Here is an 18,719-nt window from a genome sequence, read left to right on the forward strand (position 1 = left end):
ACGACATTACCCGTGACTGTCGTCTCACTCATGCTTTGTGCAGCTACATCCCCGCAGCACACCAGCAAAGGAGTGATCGTGACCGTCACCGATCATGCCGCGCCGAAGGACGTCAGTCCTTCCCAGGACGAGTTCCTCGTCGCGCAGGCCAGCCCAGAGTTCCAGAGGTTGCGCACCGCGCTGCGCCGCTTCGTCTTCCCGATGACCGCCTTCTTCCTCCTCTGGTACGCGGGCTACGTCATCCTCGGAGCCTTCGCGCACGACTTCATGGCCACCCCGGTCTGGGGCAACATCAACGTGGGCCTCATCCTCGGACTGCTGCAGTTCGTCACCACGTTCGGCATCACATTCCTGTACGTCCGGTTCGCCAACCGCGATCTGGATCCGCAGTCGGAGGCCATCCGCGAGAACTTCGCGGACGGCACCTACTCGACGGCCGGAAAGGCGCAGCGATGAACCACGTGCTCGCCGCCGAGACCGTCGGCAACCCGGCCATCAACATCTCGATCTTCGTCGCATTCGTCGCGGTGACCATGATCGTCGTCATCCGCGCCAACCGGAAGAACGCCTCGGCCTCCGAGTTCTTCACCGCCGGCGGCGGGTTCTCCGGCCCGCAGAACGGCATCGCCATCTCGGGCGACTACCTCTCGGCCGCCAGCTTCCTCGGCATCGCCGGCGCGATCGCCGTCTACGGCTACGACGGATTCCTGTACTCCATCGGCTTCCTGGTGGCCTGGCTCGTCGCGCTGCTGCTGGTGGCCGAACTGCTGCGCAACACCGGCCGGTTCACGATGGCCGACGTGCTGAGCTTCCGGCTCAAAGAGCGGCCGGTCCGCATGGCCGCCGCACTCTCGACCCTGGTGGTGTCGCTGTTCTATCTGCTCGCGCAGATGGCGGGAGCCGGCGGCCTGGTCGCACTGCTCCTGGACATCCACGACCGCACCGGACAGTCCATCGTCATCGCCGTCGTCGGCGTGCTGATGATCGCCTACGTGCTGATCGGCGGCATGAAGGGCACCACCTGGGTGCAGATCATCAAGGCGGTCCTGTTGATCGCGGGTGCCGCGGTGATGACCTTCCTGGTCTTGGGCAAGTTCGGTTTCAACGTCTCGGAGATCCTCGGTCAGGCGCAGAACGCCATGGGCGATTCGGCGGACAAGGCCGTCGCCTCGCGCGACGTCCTCGCGCCCGGTGCCCAGTACGGCGGATCGACGATGTCGAAGGTCAACTTCCTGTCGCTGGGCCTGGCCCTCGTTCTCGGCACCGCCGGTCTGCCGCACGTGCTGATGCGCTTCTACACCGTTCCGACCGCCAAGGAGGCCCGCCGCTCGGTGGTCTGGGCGATCTCCCTCATCGGCGCCTTCTACCTGTTCACGTTGATCCTCGGCTACGGCGCCGCCGCGCTCGTGGGCCCGGACCGGATCCTGTCCGCCGCGGGCAAGGAGAACGCCGCCGCTCCGCTGCTGGCCCTCGAACTCGGCGGAACGGTGCTGCTGGGTGTGATCTCCGCCGTCGCGTTCGCGACCATCCTGGCCGTGGTGGCCGGGCTCGCGATCACCGCCTCGGCATCGTTCGCCCATGACATCTACGCGTCGGTCATCAAGCGCGGCAAGGCATCCGAGGACGATCAGGTGCGAGTCTCGCGTCGCTGCATCGTGGTGCTCGGCGTGGTCAGCATCATCCTCGGCATCCTCGCCAACGGTCAGAACATCGCCTTCCTCGTCGCGCTGGCGTTCGCGGTCGCGGCGTCGGCGAACCTGCCGACCATCGTGTACTCGCTCTACTGGAAGCGGTTCAACACCCGCGGCGCACTGTGGAGCATGTACGGCGGCCTGATCTCGTGCATCGTCCTGATCGTCTTCTCCCCCGCCGTCTCCGGCGGCGCCAAGGCGATGATCCCCGGAGCCGACTTCGCCTGGTTCCCGCTGTCGAATCCCGGCATCGTGTCGATCCCGCTGGCCTTCGTGCTCGGCATCGTCGGGACGCTGACGTCGCCCGACCGCGGCCGGCCCGGCCGCAACGCCGAGATGGAGGTCCGTTCGCTCACCGGAGTGGGCGCCGAAGGCGCACTCGCTCACTGACCCCCGATACGCACTGTGCCCCGTCCGCAAGGGCGGGGCACAGTGCGTTCGGCGTGGGCCGCGTTCGGCGTGGGCCGCGTTCGGCGTGGGCGGAGACATGGGCGGAGACGCCCGGTGGATCAGTCCTGGATGCGGGCGAACGGCCGGGCGGCCTCGAGTTCGAAGGCGAGTTCGAGCAGTGTGCGCTCGCCTCCGAGGTCGGCCGAGAAGTGCATCCCGAGCGGCAGACCGTTCGCACTCCGGCCGAGCGGCAGCGTGATGGCCGGGGTGCCGCTGCTGTTGTTCGCGGGGGTGAAGGCGACGTAGTCGACGAGCCGGGCGAAGATCTCGTCGAAGTCGCCGTCCGGCGCCAGGTAGCCGATCTCCGGCACGGCGTGCGCGAGCGTCGGCGAGAGGATGACGTCGTACCCCTCGAACGCGCTGCGGAATCTCGCCGTCGCCCGCTTGAGCCCCATCACCGACGCCGGCAGGCGGTAGAAGTGCTTGAGGAAGGCCGCCGACAACCCCTTGGTGAACGGGTCCAGTCGCGAGCGGTCGAATCCCTTGCCCACCGACCTGCCGCCCATGCGATCGATGCCGAACGCCAGCAGCGCCCAGTAGTCGGTGAACTGGGCGATGTACGAGCGGTCGACGGGCATCGGAACCGATTCCACGCGGTGCCCGAGCGATTCGAGCAGTTCGACGGTCGCCGCCAGCTCGCGATCGGTGTCGTCGTCCAGGAGCCGGCCGGTCAGAGGCGTGTTGATCAGTGCGACGCGGAGCCGCGCCCGGCCCGGACCTTCGACCAGGCCGATCGGCGGCAGCGAGGCGACCTCCCGCTGCCGTTCCAGATCCGCGTAGTAGTGCGCGGTGTCGCGAACCGACCGCGTGACGACGCCGTTGCTCACCAGGTCGATCGGCAGGCCGTGCATCTGCTTGGCCTGCGCCACCCGCCCCCGCGTGGGTTTGAGACCGACCAGCCCACACGCCGCCGCGGGGATGCGGATGGAGCCGCCGCCGTCGTTGGCGTGCGCGATCGGCACCGCCCCCGCCGCGACCAGCGCCGCGGCACCGCCCGACGACGCACCGCAGGAGTAGTCGGTGTCCCACGGATTGCGGGTCGGCGGCCGGTCGGCGAACTCGGTGGTCGCGGTGAGACCGAAGGCCGGCATCGTCGATGCACCGAGGATGTTCAGCCCCGTGCCGACGAGCTCACGCGTCACGGCCTCGTCCGCGCGCGCGGGGACGTTCGCCACCGCCGCCGAACCGTGGAGCGTCGGGATCCCTGCGAAATCGGTGTTGTTCTTGATCAGCGAGGGCACACCGGCGAACACGCCGGTGAAGTCGTCGGCCTCCGCCCGCGCCAACGCGCGTTCCCGATCGTCGACGGCCACCGCCGACAGTCGCGGCTCCACCGCGTCGATCCGGGCGAGCGCGGCACGCGCCGCCTCGGCGGCCGAGATCGCTCCGGAGGCGATGGACGCGGCCAGCCCGACCGCGTCGAGGTCACCGAGGCAGTCGTCGGCGAATGAGTGAACGTGTTTCATGCCGATCACGCTAGCCGAGGCCGCCCGCCTCCGGCCCCCGCCCGAGTCAACTCGCGCGAGCCCTTCTCCCGACCCGGCCGAGCGGGTAAGACTACAGAGATGCAGCTGCAATTCACTCCCGAGGAAGAAGCCTTCCGCCGAGAACTCCACCACTACTTCACCACCGAGATCCCCGCCGAGATCCGCCAGAGATGTGAGGCCGGTGCGCTGAACTACCCCGAAGACATCGTCACCACCACCCGGATTCTGAACAAGGCGGGCTACGCCGTGCCGCACTGGCCGGTGGAGTGGGGCGGTCGGGACTGGACGCCCATCCAGCATCACATCTGGCGCGAGGAGATGTCTCTCAACTTCGTGCCCGACCTGCTCCCCTTCAACGCGGGCATGGTGGGCCCGGTCATCGCGCAGTTCGGGTCGCAGGAGCAGAAGGAGAAGTTCCTGCCCGCCACCGCGAACCTCGACATCTGGTGGTGTCAGGGCTTCTCCGAACCCGAGGCCGGCTCCGACCTCGCATCGCTGAAGACCCGCGCGGTCCGGGACGGCGACCACTACGTCATCAACGGACAGAAGACGTGGACCACGCTGGGGCAGTACGCCGACTGGATCTTCGCTCTGGCCCGGACCGACCCGGACGTGAAGAAGCAGGCGGGCATCAGCTTCTTCCTCTTCCCCATGGACACGCCCGGTGTCGAGATCCGGCCGATCCAGTTGATCGACGGCAGCTATGAGGTCAACGAGGTCTTCTTCTCCGACGTCCGCGTCCCGGCGGAGAACCTGGTCGGCGAGGAGAACCTCGGCTGGACGATCGCGAAGTTCCTCCTCGGCAACGAGCGGTCGGGCATCGCCCGCGTCGGATGGACCAAGACCAAGGTCGCCGGGGCCAAGAAGCTCGCCGCCCGGACTCGCACCGCCGCCGGCACGCTGCTGGACGATCCGCTCTTCGCCGCGCGGCTCGCGAACCTGGAGAACGAGCTGCTGGCGCTGGAGATCACCCAGCTCCGGGTGGTCGCCGGATCGGCCGACGGGAAGCCGAATCCGGCGTCGTCGCTGCTGAAGCTCCGCGGCTCCCAGCTGCAGCAGGACGCCACCGAACTGCTCGCCGACATCGCCGGACCCGACTCGCTTCCGGTGTCGGCGATCGACTCCGCCGCGGAGGGCGACCCCGCGGAGATCCTGAGCCCCGACTGGGCCCAGCTGACCGTCCCGGCGTATCTCAACCACCGGAAGGTGACGATCTACGGCGGGTCCTCGGAGGTCCAGCGGCAGATCATCGACAAGGCCGTACTCGGCCTCTGATCGCGCAGACACCCCGACTCCGATACCACTTCACAAGGAAGACAATGGAATTCGAACTCTCAGAGGAACAGGTCCTGCTGCGCGACACCGTCCGCGACGTACTGGGCAGAAAATACGGCGACATCGAGAACCTGCGCGCGGTCACCGACACCGAACTGGGCTGGAGCCGCGACGTGTGGTCGGCGCTCGCCGAGATCGGCATCCTGGGTCTGGTATTCGACGAGGCCGACGGCGGCACCGGCGCCGGACCCGAGGAACTCGCACCGGTGATGGGCGAGTTCGGCGCGACGATCGCACCCGAACCGTTCCTCGACGCCGTCGTGGTACCCGGACTGCTGGTGACCCGCACCGCCGACCCCGAGACCCGAGCCGAACTCATCGGCGGCCTCTCGTCGGGCGAGCGGCTCTGCGCCTTCGCCCACCACGAGAACGGTGATCGCTGGCCGGCGTTCGCGATCGCCACGTCCTTCGCCGACGGCCGGTTGACGGGCACCAAGTCGCTGGTCGCCGCGGGCGACTGCGCCGACACCCTGGTGGTCTCGGCCCGCGACGAGGCCGGCCAGGTGGGTCTCTACCTGGTGGACGGGACGGCCGAGGGCCTGACGCGCACCGGCTACCGCACCCACGACCGCCGCCGTGGCGCACAGATCGAATTCGACGGTGCGCCGGCCACCCGCCTCGGTTCCGGCGACGCCACCGCCGTCATCGCCGAGGTGGAGGTACTCGCCCAGACCGCCCTGTGCGCGGAGGCGGTCGGAGCCATGCGGGCGTCGCTGGAGATGACCACCGGATATCTGAAGACCCGCAAGCAGTTCGGCGTTCCGCTGGCGACCTTCCAGGCGCTGACCCACCGCGCCGCCGACATGTACGTCTCACTCGAGCTGGCCACCAGCCTCAGCGTCTACGCGACGGCGGCGCTCGCGGAGGGCCGCGTGGACCCCGTCATCGCCTCCCGCGCCAAACTGCAGATCTGCCGTTCGGGCAGGCACATCGGGCAGGAGTCGATCCAGATGCACGGCGGCATCGGAATGACGGCCGAGTATCCGGTGGCGCACTACGTCAGCCGGCTCACCGCGATCGGGCACACCCTGGGCGACGCCGACAGTCATCTCCAGCGGCTTTCGGCGTCGATCGGCGAGTGGGACATGGTCACCGTGGGTTGAGCCTGCGCCCGGCCCGAACGCCGGGCCACCGAATCTGTGACCGTCGGTCACATGTACTAAGGTGACCGAAACCCCAGCGCCGAGCCGCTCGGCGCGATCGAAACGGAGGCAACAATGGCCGCACCCCTCATCGAGGACTCCATCGAGATCGACGCCAGCCCGGAGAAGGTCTGGTCCGTCGTCAGCGATCTGCGCCGCATGGGCGAATGGAGCCCCCAGTGCAAGAAGATGATCATCTTCGGCGGTGACGTGAAACTCGGCACCACCACGCTGAACGTGAACCGCCGCGGCCCGCTCGTGTGGCCCACGCGATCGAAGGTCGTCACCTTCGAGCCCAACAAGGAGCTGGCCTTCCGCGTGCTCGACAACCGGACCGTGTGGTCGTTCCGGATCGAGCCGACCGACTCGGGCGTGCGACTCACGGAGAGCCGCACGGTGCCGGGCGGGCAGACCACCAAGATCTCCTCCACCCTCGTCGACAAGGTGATGGGCGGCGAGAAGTCGTTCGAGGCGGAACTGGCCGCGGGAATCCGCGAGACCCTCGGCAAGATCAAGCGCGCTGCGCAGACCGCCTGACCACCGCCATCTGCGCGCATTCGGGCGCGCATGGACCGAACCCACAGATCCCCGCTCAGCCACCGCCCGCCGATCCCGGCGGCGGCCCGCTGAGCGGGGATCTGTGTGCGTGCTCGACGAGATGCGACCCGCGGCCCGCGGACGATTAAGCTGAAAGCACTTGCGCTGCGACCTGAACGACCCGACGCAGCGACCTCGAACTAGGAGCGCAGAACCGGTGGCCCGACGTCCCGCCCGACCCGACGACCGCGAAGGCCTCGCCCACATCGTGGACCTGATCCGCGAAACGGTTCCACCGCTGCATCCGGCGGGCGTGCCGTTCGTCGCCGCCCCGGCCGCCCTCGCGCTGCTGGGCCGCAGGCACCGCTGGATCGCGCGACCTGCGTGGGCCGCCGCGGGCGCCTCCGCGCTGTTCTTCCGGCACCCGAACCGTGTGCCTCCGACCGGCGACGGGCTGGTGGTCGCGCCCGCCGACGGCACCATCGCCCTCGTCGACGAGGCCGTGCCGCTGCCCGAACTGGGGCTCGGCGACCGGCCCGTACCGCGTGTGTGCACCTTCCTGTCGGTCTTCGACGTCCACGTCCAGCGGGTTCCGATCGCCGGCCGGGTGCTGTCCGTGCAGCACACCCCCGGCAAGTTCCTGTCCGCCGACCTCCCGGAGGCGAGCAGTGAGAACGAACGCACCGCGATGACCATCGCCACCGGCCCAGACGGAACCGGTCCGCGAGTCGGCGTGGTGCAGATCGCCGGACTTCTCGCCCGCCGCATCGTCTGCGAACCCGCCCCGGGCGAGGTCCTGAGTCTCGGCGACACCTACGGACTGATCCGGTTCGGCTCGCGTGTGGACGTCTACCTCCCCGAGGGCAGCGACGTCCGGGTCGCACTCGGCCAGCGCGCGGTCGGCGCCGAGACCGTTGTCGCGGAGCTGCCCTGATGGCCAGGAGCCGTCCGCACCGTAATCCCACCAACAAGTCCGGCAGACGACTGCGGCGCCGCACGTCGACGCCGTCGTCCGACCCCGAGGCCCGCTCGCGGGCCTCCCGTGCCGCCCGGTCGGCGCGCGCGGGACGCATGCTGGTCCCGTCCACGCTCACGATCCTCGCGATCTGCTCCGGCCTCACCGCCGTGCGTTCGGCCGATGCCGGCCAGGTCGACCTCGCGATGGGTCTGCTGGTCCTGGCCGCCGTCTTCGACGGACTCGACGGTCGCGTCGCCCGCATGATGGACGCCTCGACCAAGATCGGTGCCGAGGTCGATTCACTGGCCGACGCCATCAACTTCGGCGTCGCCCCCGCGCTGATCGTGTACTCGGTGGTCTTGCGCGACAACGCGGGCTCTGCGGCGCAGGATTTCGGCTGGGTGCTCGCGCTGCTGTTCTGCGTGGCGGTGGTCCTGCGACTGGCCCGGTTCAACACCCTTCTCGACGACGACAGCGCGCCCAGCTACACCAAGGACTACTTCGTCGGTGTGCCGGCGCCGGCGGCGGCGGTGATGGCGCTGCTGCCGATCGGGCTGCAGCAGCACTTCGGTCACGGATGGTGGGTGTCGGTGCCCGCGGTCGGCGCCTGGCTGCTGTTCATCGGGTTCCTCGCCGTCAGCCGCATCCCGACCCTGTCGCTCAAGTCGGTCAAGATCAGGCCGAGTTCACTGGCGGGTCTGCTGTTCCTGGTCGCAGCGGCCGGAGCGCTGCTGTTCACGTTCCCGTATCTGCTGATGGTGATCGGCGTGGCCGCCTACCTCATCCACATCCCGTTCGCCTGGCGCACGCAGCGCTGGGTGGCGGCGCACCCGGAGCACTGGGAGGCCCCCGCCCGCGACCGCAGGCTCCAGCGCCGAGACGAGCGCCGGCAGGCGGTCGCGGACGGCACCCGCAGGCGAGTGATCCCCGCGCGTTCCAATGCGCGGCTGGGTCTGCGCCGACCCCCGGCGCGGCGCGAGGACTGACGGTGAACCCGACGCTGACGCTCACCGCCCGGCTCAACACCTCCGCGGCCGACTCGCGCCGCGGCATCGTACGGGTGCATCCGGAGGTGCTCGCCGCCCTGTCGCTGCGTGAATGGGACGCTGTCTCGCTGGTCGGCGCGCGCACGAGCGCGGCGGTCGTCGCCGCCGCGCCGCCCGGTTCCCCCACCGGTCTGGTCCTGCTCGACGACCTGACGCTGTCGAATCTGGGGATCCGCGAGAACTCGGGGGTCGCGGTGGCACCGGTGGTGGTGCACGGCGCCGCGCGCGTGAGTGTCCGAGGCTCACGGCTGGCGAGTGCATCGGTGAGCGAGGCGACGCTGCGCCGGGCTCTGCTCGGCAAGGTCGTGAGCGTCGGCGACACCGTCTCGCTGCTGCCCCGCGATCTGGGTCCCGAACTCACCGCCGCCGAGGCCACCCGGTCCCTCGCGCGTTCGGTGGGGATCACCTGGACCAACGAGTTGCTGACCGTGACGGCCACCGCCCCCGCCGGCCCGGTGAGCGTGCAGACCAACACCGCGGTCCTGTGGGAGACGGACGCCCGGACTCCGGGCGCGGTGCCTCCGGCCCCGACCGCCGCGGCGACGCCGGCCACTCCGAGCACCCTCACTGCCCCGACCGCGACCGCCGCGGAGCCGGACGCGCACGTCCGACCGGTGTCGGAACTGGTCGGGGTCGACACGCAGGTCGCCAGGCTGAGCGAATGGCTCCAGGTGACTCTCGACAATCCGGACGTACTGCGCGCCCTCGGCGCACAGCCTCGGCTCGGCGTCCTCGTCTCGGGGCCCGCCGGAGTCGGAAAGGCGACGGTGGTCCGGGCCGTGTGCGCCCGCCGCCCGCTGGTCGAGGTCGACGGGCCCTCCACCGGCGCTCTCGCCGCCGACGACCGACGCGCCGCCGTCACCGGCGCTCTGAGCCGGCTCACCGGCGGCGGTGTGCTGCTGGTGACCGACATCGACAAGCTCTTGCCCGCACAGGCCGACCCGGTGTCGACGCTGATCCTGCAGGACCTGCGCGCCGCCGTCGCCGACGGTGCCGTCGCGCTCGTCGCCACCACGTCCGACCCGTCCGGCCTCGACAGCCGGGTCCGCGAGCCCGATCTGTGCGACCGCGAACTCGCCATCGGTCTGCCCGACGCCGCCCAACGCGCCAAACTGCTCGGTGCGATCCTCTCGCAGGCACCCACCGACGGCCGCCTCGACCTCGACTCCGTCGCCGCACGCACTCCCGGTTTCGTGGCCGCAGACCTCGCCGCCCTGACCCGCGACGCCGCACTGCGGGCGGCCGCGCGCGCCACGCGCGACGGCTCTCCCGCCGCCTTGCGCACCGACGACCTCGATGCCGCGCTCGGCGTGATCCGCCCGGCGTCCCGACTCGAATCCCCCGACGTGGCACTCGGATCCATCACGCTCGACGACGTCGGCGACATGGTGGAGACCCGGCAGGCCCTCACCGAGGCGGTGCTCTGGCCGCTGCAGCATCCCGACACCTTCACCCGCCTGGGTGTGCAGCCGCCGCGCGGCGTCCTGCTGTACGGACCGCCCGGCTGCGGCAAGACCTTCGTCGTCCGGGCACTGGCCGCGTCGGGCCGGCTGTCGGTCCACAGCGTGAAGGGCGCCGAACTGCTCGACAAGTGGGTCGGATCGTCCGAGCGCGCCGTCCGCGACCTCTTCGACCGCGCCCGCGAGAGCGCGCCGTCGATGATCTTCCTCGACGAGGTCGACGCCCTCGCGCCCCGCCGCGGCGGGTCCACCGACTCCGGCGTCGCCGATCGGGTGGTGGCCGCGCTGCTCACCGAACTGGACGGGGCCGAGCCGCTCACCGACGTCGTCGTCCTCGGCGCCACCAATCGGCCGGACCTCGTCGACCCCGCACTGCTGCGGCCCGGACGCCTCGAACGCCTCGTCTTCGTGCCGCCGCCCGATGCCGCCGCCCGCGCCGACATCCTCCGCGCCGCCGCCCGCAGCATTCCGATGCCGGACGTCGACCTCGAGGCGCTCGCCGCCGAACTGGAGGGGTATTCGGCGGCCGATTGCGCCGCCGTCCTGCGGGAGTCGGCACTGGCCGCCATGCGCCGGGACATCGACGCGGCGACGGTGACCGCCGACGACGTCGCGACCGCCCGGCGAGCGGTCCGGCCGTCGCTGGATCCTCAGCAGGTCGCCGAACTCGAGGCCTACGCCGAGCGCCGCGATCGAGACAATTAGTAGGAAGCCCTAGTAATTCGTGTCACTTCTGGGCGACACTTACTGGGAATGCCCAGTAACCCTCCCGAGGAGTACACGTGACCACTGGTTTCAGCGTCGAGACCACGCGGGCGATCGACGTCGCCCGCTCGCACACCATCGGCGGACTGCTACGCCGCACCGCCCTGCGCAGCCCGGACAAGACCGCCGTCGTCAACGGCGACACCACGCTCACCTTCGCCGAGTTCGACGACGCGGTGAACCGCTGCGCCAACGCCCTCACCGCCCGCGGACTCGGCAAGGGCGACCGCCTCGCTCTGGTGAGTCACAATTGCTGGCAGTTCGCCGTGCTGAACTTCGCGGTGGCCCGGCTCGGCGCGATTCTGGTGCCGATCAATTTCGGCCTCGGCGTCGACGAGATCGCGTTCATCCTCTCGCACTCCGGATCCCGCATCGTCGTCTCCGAAGACGCGCTCACGGAGACCGTCGGCGCGGCGGTCGACGCCTCCTCCGGCGGCGACGCGGTGCGCGGCGTCATCAACCTCGCCGGCGGTACGACAGCCGGCTGGGAGGATGTCGCCTCCTGGATCGCCCACGACGACGCCTCGGTCCCCGACGTTCTCGTCGAAGACGATGATCCGGTGCGGATGATGTTCACCTCCGGGACCGAGTCTCGTCCCAAGGGCGTGCTCTTATCCTCGAAATCACTGGTGTCCCAGTACGTCTCGTGCATCATCGACGGCGGCATGTCCGCCGACGACATCGAGGTGCACTCCCTGCCCCTCTACCACTGCGCCCAGCTCGACTGCTTCCTGTCGGTGGACGTCTACCTCGGCGCCACGAGCATCATCCTGCCGAGCCCGGAGCCGGCGGCCCTGCTGGCCGCGATCGAGACGCACCGCGCCACCAAACTGTTCTGTCCGCCCACCGTGTGGATCTCACTGCTGCGCCATCCCGACTTCGACACCCGAGACCTCTCCTCGCTGAAGAAGGGTTACTACGGGGCCTCGCCGATGCCCGTCGAGGTCCTGCGGGAGATGAGCCGGCGCCTGCCCGACGTCCGGCTCTGGAACTTCTACGGCCAGACCGAGATGAGTCCGCTGGCCACCATCCTGCAACCACACGAGCAGATCGAGCGCGCCGGATCGGCCGGCCGCGCCTCGCTCAACGTGGAGACCCGCGTGGTCGACGACGAGGACAATCCGGTGCCGACGGGCGAGGTCGGCGAGATCGTTCACCGCAGTCCGCACGCCTGTCTGGGCTACTTCAACGACGAGGAGAAGACCGCGGCCGCATTCCGAAACGGCTGGTTCCACTCCGGCGACCTCGGGATCATCGACGCCGACGGCTACCTCTCGGTGGTCGACCGCAAGAAGGACATGATCAAAACCGGCGGTGAGAACGTCGCCTCCCGCGAGGTGGAGGAGGCGATCTACCTGCTCGACGGCGTCGCCGAGGTCGCGGTGTTCGGTGTTCCCCATCCCAAGTGGATCGAGGCGGTGACGGCGGTGATCGTGAGCAAGGACGGCGTCGAGCTGACCGAGGACGACGTGAACGCCCACCTCGAAGGCGTCCTCGCCGGTTACAAGCGGCCGAAGTACGTCATCTTCGCCGACGCCCTGCCGAAGAACCCGTCGGGCAAGATCCTGAAGAAGGACCTCCGGACGGCGCATGCGGCGGTGGCCTCGCAGGACTGACGCGTCACGGCGCCGGCGTGTCGGTCTCAGGCCCGCCGCCGGTACCCGACCACCAGCGGCGCGTGATCCGACAGACGCTCATCCGGCGAGGGCTCCTTGTCGACCGTCACCCATCGCGCCCGGGACGCCAGCCCCGGTGACGCGAGTTGGTGGTCGATGCGCCATCCGACGTCCTTCACGAACGACTGCCCGGCCCAGCTCCACCAGGTGAGCGGGCCGGGCCGGTCGCCGTACAGTGTCCGGACCACGTCGATCAGCCTGCGCGGCGAGAGCTGCCGATCGAGCCACTCGCGCTCCTCCGGCAGAAACCCCTCCATCTTGCGTGCGGCGCGCCAGTTGGTGACGTCGTGCTCGCAGTGGGCGATGTTCAGGTCGCCGATCAGCAGGAACTCCCGACCGGCGCGGCGAGCGGCGAGTCGGTTGCGCTCCAGTTCGCGCGCGAAGCCGGCCAGGAACGCCATCTTGCGCCGGTACTTCGCACCGCCGTCGGGCTTCTCCCGGATGTTCCCGGGACGCTGCAGTTCCGCGGGCAAGCCGCCCTTCGGCAAGTACAGACAGGCCACCGTGATCGGCTCATCGGCGAGGTCGACTTCCAGATAGCGTCCGTGCGAGGCGTGCGCGGACAGCCCGCGGGCCCGCGGCGGGTCGGTGGCCCAGCTCCGCACCGACGCCGGCGGCTGCCGGGTCGCGATCGCCACGCCGTTGCGCCCCGGAATGGTCCCCGTGTCGAAAGACACCGTGTAGCCGGGGAATTCGCCGATCTCCTCGGGCGGGCAGCGGAGCTCCTGCAGTCCCACCACATCCGGTGCCCGATCTGCCAGCCACGTGTCGAAGCCGCGGCGTCGCGCCGCACGGATGCCGTTGACGTTGAACGAGACCACGGTCAGTTCCTCGGATGCCACGGCCCCAGAATGCCCGAGCTCTCCGCGGGCGGCATCCGCCGCCCCCGGGCGCGGAATTCTATTCGGTTGCCCGGGGCTGACAGAATGAGTCCATGAGCCGCCCCCACGTGTCGCACCAGAATCTGAACCTGCGCCCCTTGGAACAGTCCGAGAAGCTGCAGAACGTCTGTTATGAGATCCGCGGGCCAGTGCACGAGCACGCGTCCCGTCTGGAGTCCGAAGGACACCGGATCATGAAGCTGAACATCGGCAACCCCGCACTGTTCGGCTTCGAGGCGCCCGACGTCATCATGCGCGACATGATCCACGCCCTCCCGTTCTCGCAGGGCTACTCCGAATCGGCGGGCGTGCTGTCGGCACGGCGTGCGGTGGTCACGCGCTACGAGACCATTCCGGACTTCCCCTACTTCGACGTCGACGACGTCCTGCTCGGCAACGGCGTCTCCGAGCTCATCACCATGACCATGCAGGCGTTGCTCAACAACGGCGACGAGGTGCTCATCCCGGCACCGGACTATCCGCTGTGGACGGCGATGACGGCACTGTCCGGAGGCACGCCCGTGCACTACCGGTGCGACGAGGACAACGGCTGGAATCCGGACATCGAGGACATCGAGTCGAAGATCACGCCGAACACCAAGGCGATCGTCGTGATCAACCCGAACAATCCGACCGGCGCGGTCTACTCCAGAGAGGTCCTCGAGGGCCTCGTGGATCTGGCACGCCGTCATTCGCTGCTGATCCTGGCCGACGAGATCTACGACAAGATCCTGTACGACGACGCCGAGCACATCAACATCGCGAGCCTCGCCCCCGATCTGCTGGTGCTGACCTTCAACGGCCTGTCGAAGGCCTACCGGGTGTGCGGCTACCGAGCGGGATGGGTGGTTCGCACCGGCCCCAAGGACCACGCGAAGGGCTTCATCGAGGGTATGTCGATCCTCGCCTCCACCCGACTGTGCGCCAATGTCCCCGCACAGCACGCGATCCAGGTGGCGCTCGGCGGTTATCAGAGCATCGACGCGCTCACCGCCCCCGGAGGCCGGCTGTTCGAGCAGCGCAATGTGACGTGGGAGAAGCTCAACGAGATCCCGGGCGTCAGCTGCGTGAAGCCGATGGGGGCGCTGTACGCGTTCCCGCGCCTGGATCCGGAGGTGCACCAGATCCACGACGACGAGCAGTTCGTCCAGGATCTGCTGCTGCAGGAGAAGATCCTGGTGGTTCAGGGTTCGGGCTTCAATCTCCCCGACACCCATCACTTCCGAATCGTCACACTGCCGTGGGCCCAGGACCTGGCCGAGGCCATCGAACGGATCGGCAACTTCCTCTCGTCGTACCGACAATGACCGGCTCCGACGCCCTGACCAGCGGAAAAACAGACGCTAACTGCTGCTAGCAGTTAGATGTGACACCTGGTAACGTCAAATCTGTCACACCGACAGATGGAGACGCCCATGGCCGATTGGCACCGCTTCAACGTCACGAACGGCGACGTCGATCTCGCGACCTTCTCGTACGGCACACCCGGCGAGAGCACGCCCGACAAGCCGGTCGTGCTGCTGGTGCACGGTTGGCCCGACACTCACCACCTGTGGGACCTGGTGGCGCCGCGGCTGGCGGAGCATTTCCGCGTCTACGCATACGACACCCGGGGGTTCGGCGACAGCACGCGTCCGGTAGCGGTGGAGTCGTACCGTCTCGACGCCCTGGCGCAGGACATGCTCGCGGTGTGCCACGCCGTGAACCCCGACGGCACGACACACGTCGTCGCGCACGACTGGGGTTCGGTCCAGGCCTGGGAGACGGTCACCACCGCCGGCGCCGATGACGTGATCGCCTCGTTCACCTCCGTGTCGGGCCCGAACCTCGACTACCTCGGCGAGTGGGCTCGCGCGAAGATGGCACGGCCCACGCCGCGGGGCGTCGCACAGGCGCTCTCCCAGGTCGCCTCGTCGGCCTACACCGCGTTCTTCCAGGTCCCCGGCGCATCGGACCTGTTCTTCCGGACCTTCGGATCCGACCGCGTCTGGACGGAGTTCCTCCACCTCGTCGAGGGGACCCCGCGCGAGAACGCTCGGTTCGGCCCGACGCTGCGAGAGGACATGATCAGCGGGCTCAAGCTGTACCGAGCCAACATCCGCGGCAAGCTGGCGAATCCGGAGCCCCGGCCGACCCGAGTGCCGGTGCTGGAGGTCGTGAACGATCGCGACATCGCGCTGCGTCCGGCGATCTACGAACGCACGCACACCCACGCGGACAGGCTCTGGCGTAAGCGGACCGCCACCGGCCATTGGCTCCCGTACACCAACCCCGGTTACCTGGCGGACACGGCGATCGAGTTCATCGAGACCATCGCCGGCGGCGCACCGGTGTCCCCCAACACCATCGACCGTGCCCGCGTCGACGGGCCGGCGCGCGAACTGATCGGCAAACTCGCCGTCGTCACCGGCGCGGGCAGCGGCATCGGACGTGAGACGGCGTATGCCCTGGCCGATCTCGGCGCCGAACTGGTCCTCGCCGACATCGACCTGGATTCGGCCGAGGAGACCGCGATCGCGTGCAAGGCCAAGGGCGTCCCGGCCACCGCCTACCGGCTCGACGTCTCCGACACCGACGCGGTGACCCGCTTCGCCGACGATGTGCGCGCTGCCCACGGCGTCGCCGACATCGTCGTCAACAACGCGGGCGTGGCCCTCGCCGGATCGGCGCTGGCCGCGTCCGACGAACAGGTGGACCGGCTCCTCGCCATCAACCTGCGCGGGGTCATCAGCGGCAGCCGCGCCTTCGGCAGGCAGATGGCCGAGCGCGGCGTCGGCGGACACATCGTCAACCTGGCCTCCGCCGCGGCTTTCACCCTCTCCCGCGACCTCGGCCTATACTCGGCGAGCAAGGCCGGTGTGCTGATGTTCTCCGAGTCGCTGCGCGCAGAACTCGCCGAGCACCGCGTCGGGGTCACCGCGATCTGCCCGGGCATCGTGCACACCAACATCACCGCGAACACCGAGTACGCCGGGGCCGCCGACGAGTCGGCGGCCCGCGAGAAGGTCGACAAGTTCTACCAGAAGCGGAACTTCACTCCCGACCGGGTCGCGCGCGACATCGTCGCCGCCATCGCGAAGAACAAGGCCGTGGTGCCGGTGACGCCCGAAGCCGAGTTCGGCTACCGCGTCTACCGCTTCTTCCCGTGGGCGGCGCGCATCGGCGCCCGTCAGAAGATCGCAGGCTGATCCACCTCGAACAGGACTCTTCTCTAGAACCGGAGGGACAGATGAACACCGGGCACACACACTCCACCGCCGACACCGATCCCGGCAAGATCGAACTCCACGCGCGCAACGTCGCATTCGATCTGTCGGAGACTCCGCTGCACTGGATCCCCGGCCACCCGATGTCGTCGAACATGATCACCGTCCTCAACCTGCTGCTGCCCGAGGGCGAACGGTGGTTCGTCGAGACCTTCAACGAGGCGCTGCCTCTGATCAAGGACGAGGCGCTCGCCGCCGACATGCGCGGATTCGTCGGGCAGGAGGCGATGCACGCCGAGGTTCACGACCGGGCCGTCGAGAACTGGCTGCGCGGACACGGCGTGGACCCCACCGGCTACCTGCAGCAGATGGAGTGGATCTTCCGGCGGGTGCTCGGACCTCGCGACGGGAACGCCGAGCAGAAGCGCAAGCACCTGATCGAACGCCTGTGGCTCATCGCCGCCATCGAGCACTACACCGCGATCCTCGGTGATTTCGCGCTGAACTGCACGTGGGCCGAGAACGGCGCCGACCCCGCGATGACCGACATGTTCACCTGGCACGGAGCCGAAGAGGTGGAGCACCGTGCGGTGGCGCACGACGCCGCCGCGTACTTCGCCGACAGTCCGCTCCGCCGCGCTCGCGCGATGGCGCTGGCCTTCCCCTTCCTGATCTGGCTGATGGCTCGCGGTTTCCGGTTCATCAACAGTCAGGATCCGACGGTCGCCGACAAGTCAGTCGTGGCGAAGACCCGCCTGTACGTCCGGAGCTACGTGCGCGACTCACGCGCCGGAGTGTTCCCGAAGCTCTCGAAGCTCGCGCTCGCGACGCTCACCTACTTCAAACCGGGCTTCGCGCCGACCGACATCGGCGACACCGCCCAGGCGGTGGCCTTCCTGGCCTCCTCGCCCGGAGCTCGTCGAGCGGCATGACGATCATGACGCACGGCTCCGCACGCCCCATCTCCGACCTCTCCACCGAACCGCCGCACCTGTACGGCCGGTTCCGCCGCGACCCGCTGATGAGGCTGCTCACCGGGGTCGGCAAGGTCTGGTTCCCGTTCTGGCGGCCGATCTCGCCGCTGCGCGATCCGGCCGCGAACGACGGCGTCATGACCCTCGACATCGTCGACCGCGAGGTGGTGGCCGTCGACGAGAACGTGATCGCCTTGACCTTCGCCGCGCCGGATCGCTCGATCCTGCCCGAGTGGCATCCCGGCGCGCACCTGGATCTGCTCCTGCCGTCGGGCCGCATGCGCGAGTACTCGCTCTGCGGCGATCCCGGCGATCGGCGCACCTACCGCATCGCGGTCCGGCGCATCCCGGACGGCGGTGGCGGCTCCATCGAGGTGCACGACGGTCTGCGGGTCGGTGACTCGATCCAGATCAAGGGACCGCGCAACGCCTTCCCGCTGGTTCTGCCCGGCTACGGATCGCCGGCGCGCACGCTGCGCTTCGTCGCCGCGGGCATCGGCATCACCCCGATCCTCCCCATGATCGCGATGGCCGACCGTTACGGACTCGACTGGTCGATGATCTACTCCGGCCGCTCCGCCGACTCGATCCCGTTCATCGACGAGCTCAGCCGGTACGGCGACAAGGTGACGGTCCGGACCGACGACGTCGACGGGCTGCCGGGCATGGCCGAACTGGTGGGACCGGTCCCGGCCGGCGACGCGGGGCTGTCGGTGTACTGCTGCGGTCCGGTCCCGATGCTCGAGCGCCTGCGTACGCATCTGGCCGATCGCAGCGATATCGAGCTGCACTTCGAGCGCTTCTCGCCGCCGCCGATCCTCGACGGCACCGAGTTCACAGTCCGGATCGGTTCCACCGGACGCACGGAGACGGTCGCGGCCGACGAGTCGGTGCTCACCGCGCTGCGGCGGGTGGATCCGGCCGTCCCGTACTCCTGTCAGCAGGGATTCTGCGGCACCTGTCGGCTCAAGACGAGCGCGGGCGAGGTGGATCATCGTGACACGCTGCTGACCGGACCCGAACGGGAGGATGGCTGGTTCCTCCCGTGCGTGTCCCGGTGCCGTTCCGACTCCCTGACCGTCGAGATGTGAGGACGGCTCCGGCACCGGTC

Annotated in this window: 15 protein-coding genes; 13 read left to right on the forward strand and 2 right to left on the reverse strand. The window is 69.1% G+C overall.

Annotated elements, in window-relative coordinates; genetic code table 11:
- Positions 1-78: 78 nt before the first annotated feature.
- Both ACE11G_RS15870 and ACE11G_RS15875 read left to right on the forward strand, forming a co-directional pair.
- The gene (locus ACE11G_RS15870) at positions 79-456 is read left to right on the forward strand and encodes a DUF485 domain-containing protein (protein ID WP_006896955.1); all 378 of its coding nucleotides are present in this window, start codon (positions 79-81) and stop codon (positions 454-456) included.
- The gene (locus tag ACE11G_RS15875; protein WP_006896956.1) at positions 453-2,081 is read left to right on the forward strand and encodes a cation acetate symporter; all 1,629 of its coding nucleotides are present in this window, start codon (positions 453-455) and stop codon (positions 2,079-2,081) included. Before ACE11G_RS15870 ends, ACE11G_RS15875 begins: the two co-directional genes overlap by 4 nt.
- Before the next feature lie 119 nt (positions 2,082-2,200).
- On the opposite strand, the gene ACE11G_RS15880 is transcribed toward ACE11G_RS15875, so the two are convergent.
- A complete protein-coding gene (locus ACE11G_RS15880; protein WP_006896957.1) occupies positions 2,201-3,607 on the reverse strand; it encodes an amidase in 1,407 nt (468 codons plus the stop codon).
- A 99-nt stretch (positions 3,608-3,706) separates the two neighbouring features.
- On the opposite strand from ACE11G_RS15880, the gene ACE11G_RS15885 reads away from it, so the two are divergent.
- The 7 genes from ACE11G_RS15885 to ACE11G_RS15915 all read left to right on the forward strand — a co-directional run bounded on the left by ACE11G_RS15885 (position 3,707) and on the right by ACE11G_RS15915 (position 12,487).
- Complete coding sequence (locus ACE11G_RS15885) at positions 3,707-4,903, forward strand: acyl-CoA dehydrogenase family protein (RefSeq protein WP_375003036.1); 1,197 nt, start codon at positions 3,707-3,709, stop codon at positions 4,901-4,903.
- Positions 4,904-4,947: 44 nt separating this feature from the next.
- A complete protein-coding gene (locus ACE11G_RS15890) occupies positions 4,948-6,066 on the forward strand; it encodes an acyl-CoA dehydrogenase family protein (RefSeq protein ID WP_222110932.1) in 1,119 nt (372 codons plus the stop codon).
- A gap of 114 nt (positions 6,067-6,180) precedes the next feature.
- Complete coding sequence (locus ACE11G_RS15895) at positions 6,181-6,642, forward strand: SRPBCC family protein (protein WP_006896960.1); 462 nt, start codon at positions 6,181-6,183, stop codon at positions 6,640-6,642.
- 217 nt (positions 6,643-6,859) lie between these two features.
- Entirely contained in the window at positions 6,860-7,576 is a 717-nt protein-coding gene (locus ACE11G_RS15900) for a phosphatidylserine decarboxylase (RefSeq protein WP_006896961.1), read from the forward strand.
- Positions 7,576-8,586 carry a phosphatidylcholine/phosphatidylserine synthase gene (locus tag ACE11G_RS15905; RefSeq protein ID WP_006896962.1) on the forward strand — a complete coding sequence of 337 codons (1,011 nt, stop codon included), beginning with the start codon at positions 7,576-7,578 and terminating at the stop codon, positions 8,584-8,586. The genes ACE11G_RS15900 and ACE11G_RS15905 overlap by 1 nt, the downstream gene beginning before the upstream one ends.
- A 2-nt stretch (positions 8,587-8,588) precedes the next feature.
- Entirely contained in the window at positions 8,589-10,811 is a 2,223-nt protein-coding gene (locus ACE11G_RS15910; protein WP_006896963.1) for an AAA family ATPase, read from the forward strand.
- A 77-nt stretch (positions 10,812-10,888) separates the two neighbouring features.
- Entirely contained in the window at positions 10,889-12,487 is a 1,599-nt protein-coding gene (locus tag ACE11G_RS15915) for an acyl-CoA synthetase (protein WP_346076653.1), read from the forward strand.
- Positions 12,488-12,513: 26 nt separating this feature from the next.
- Here ACE11G_RS15915 and ACE11G_RS15920 read toward each other — a convergent pair whose 3' ends face one another.
- Positions 12,514-13,389 carry an exodeoxyribonuclease III gene (locus ACE11G_RS15920; protein ID WP_006896965.1) on the reverse strand — a complete coding sequence of 292 codons (876 nt, stop codon included), beginning with the start codon at positions 13,387-13,389 and terminating at the stop codon, positions 12,514-12,516.
- 92 nt (positions 13,390-13,481) lie between these two features.
- Here ACE11G_RS15920 and ACE11G_RS15925 point away from each other — a divergent pair, with 92 nt between their 5' ends.
- From ACE11G_RS15925 to ACE11G_RS15940, 4 genes are all read left to right on the forward strand, one after another.
- Entirely contained in the window at positions 13,482-14,735 is a 1,254-nt protein-coding gene (locus ACE11G_RS15925) for a pyridoxal phosphate-dependent aminotransferase (RefSeq protein ID WP_006896966.1), read from the forward strand.
- 108 nt (positions 14,736-14,843) lie between these two features.
- Positions 14,844-16,616 carry an SDR family oxidoreductase gene (locus tag ACE11G_RS15930; protein WP_375003041.1) on the forward strand — a complete coding sequence of 591 codons (1,773 nt, stop codon included), beginning with the start codon at positions 14,844-14,846 and terminating at the stop codon, positions 16,614-16,616.
- A gap of 41 nt (positions 16,617-16,657) precedes the next feature.
- Positions 16,658-17,566: a metal-dependent hydrolase gene (locus ACE11G_RS15935; RefSeq protein ID WP_006896968.1), complete on the forward strand. Its 909-nt coding sequence runs from the start codon at positions 16,658-16,660 to the stop codon at positions 17,564-17,566.
- A gap of 5 nt (positions 17,567-17,571) precedes the next feature.
- A complete protein-coding gene (locus ACE11G_RS15940; RefSeq protein ID WP_375004177.1) occupies positions 17,572-18,699 on the forward strand; it encodes a PDR/VanB family oxidoreductase in 1,128 nt (375 codons plus the stop codon).
- The last annotated feature ends 20 nt before the right edge of the window (positions 18,700-18,719 follow it).

Source organism: Gordonia sp. PS3 (assembly GCF_041950545.1).
In the GTDB taxonomy this organism is placed as follows: Bacteria; Actinomycetota; Actinomycetes; order Mycobacteriales; family Mycobacteriaceae; genus Gordonia; species Gordonia sihwensis.

Excerpts from the sequence above, each read along its gene's own strand:
- ACE11G_RS15895 (WP_006896960.1), top strand. The coding sequence starts at position 6,181 with ATGGCCGCACCCCTCATCGAGGACTCCATCGAGATCGACGCCAGCCCG.
- ACE11G_RS15940 (WP_375004177.1), top strand. The coding sequence starts at position 17,572 with ATGACGCACGGCTCCGCACGCCCCATCTCCGACCTCTCCACCGAACCG.
- ACE11G_RS15875 (WP_006896956.1), top strand. The coding sequence starts at position 453 with ATGAACCACGTGCTCGCCGCCGAGACCGTCGGCAACCCGGCCATCAAC.
- ACE11G_RS15925 (WP_006896966.1), top strand. The coding sequence starts at position 13,482 with ATGAGCCGCCCCCACGTGTCGCACCAGAATCTGAACCTGCGCCCCTTG.
- ACE11G_RS15935 (WP_006896968.1), top strand. The coding sequence starts at position 16,658 with ATGAACACCGGGCACACACACTCCACCGCCGACACCGATCCCGGCAAG.
- ACE11G_RS15885 (WP_375003036.1), top strand. The coding sequence starts at position 3,707 with ATGCAGCTGCAATTCACTCCCGAGGAAGAAGCCTTCCGCCGAGAACTC.
- ACE11G_RS15930 (WP_375003041.1), top strand. The coding sequence starts at position 14,844 with ATGGCCGATTGGCACCGCTTCAACGTCACGAACGGCGACGTCGATCTC.
- ACE11G_RS15890 (WP_222110932.1), top strand. The coding sequence starts at position 4,948 with ATGGAATTCGAACTCTCAGAGGAACAGGTCCTGCTGCGCGACACCGTC.
- ACE11G_RS15905 (WP_006896962.1), top strand. The coding sequence starts at position 7,576 with ATGGCCAGGAGCCGTCCGCACCGTAATCCCACCAACAAGTCCGGCAGA.
- ACE11G_RS15880 (WP_006896957.1), bottom strand. The coding sequence starts at position 3,607 with ATGAAACACGTTCACTCATTCGCCGACGACTGCCTCGGTGACCTCGAC.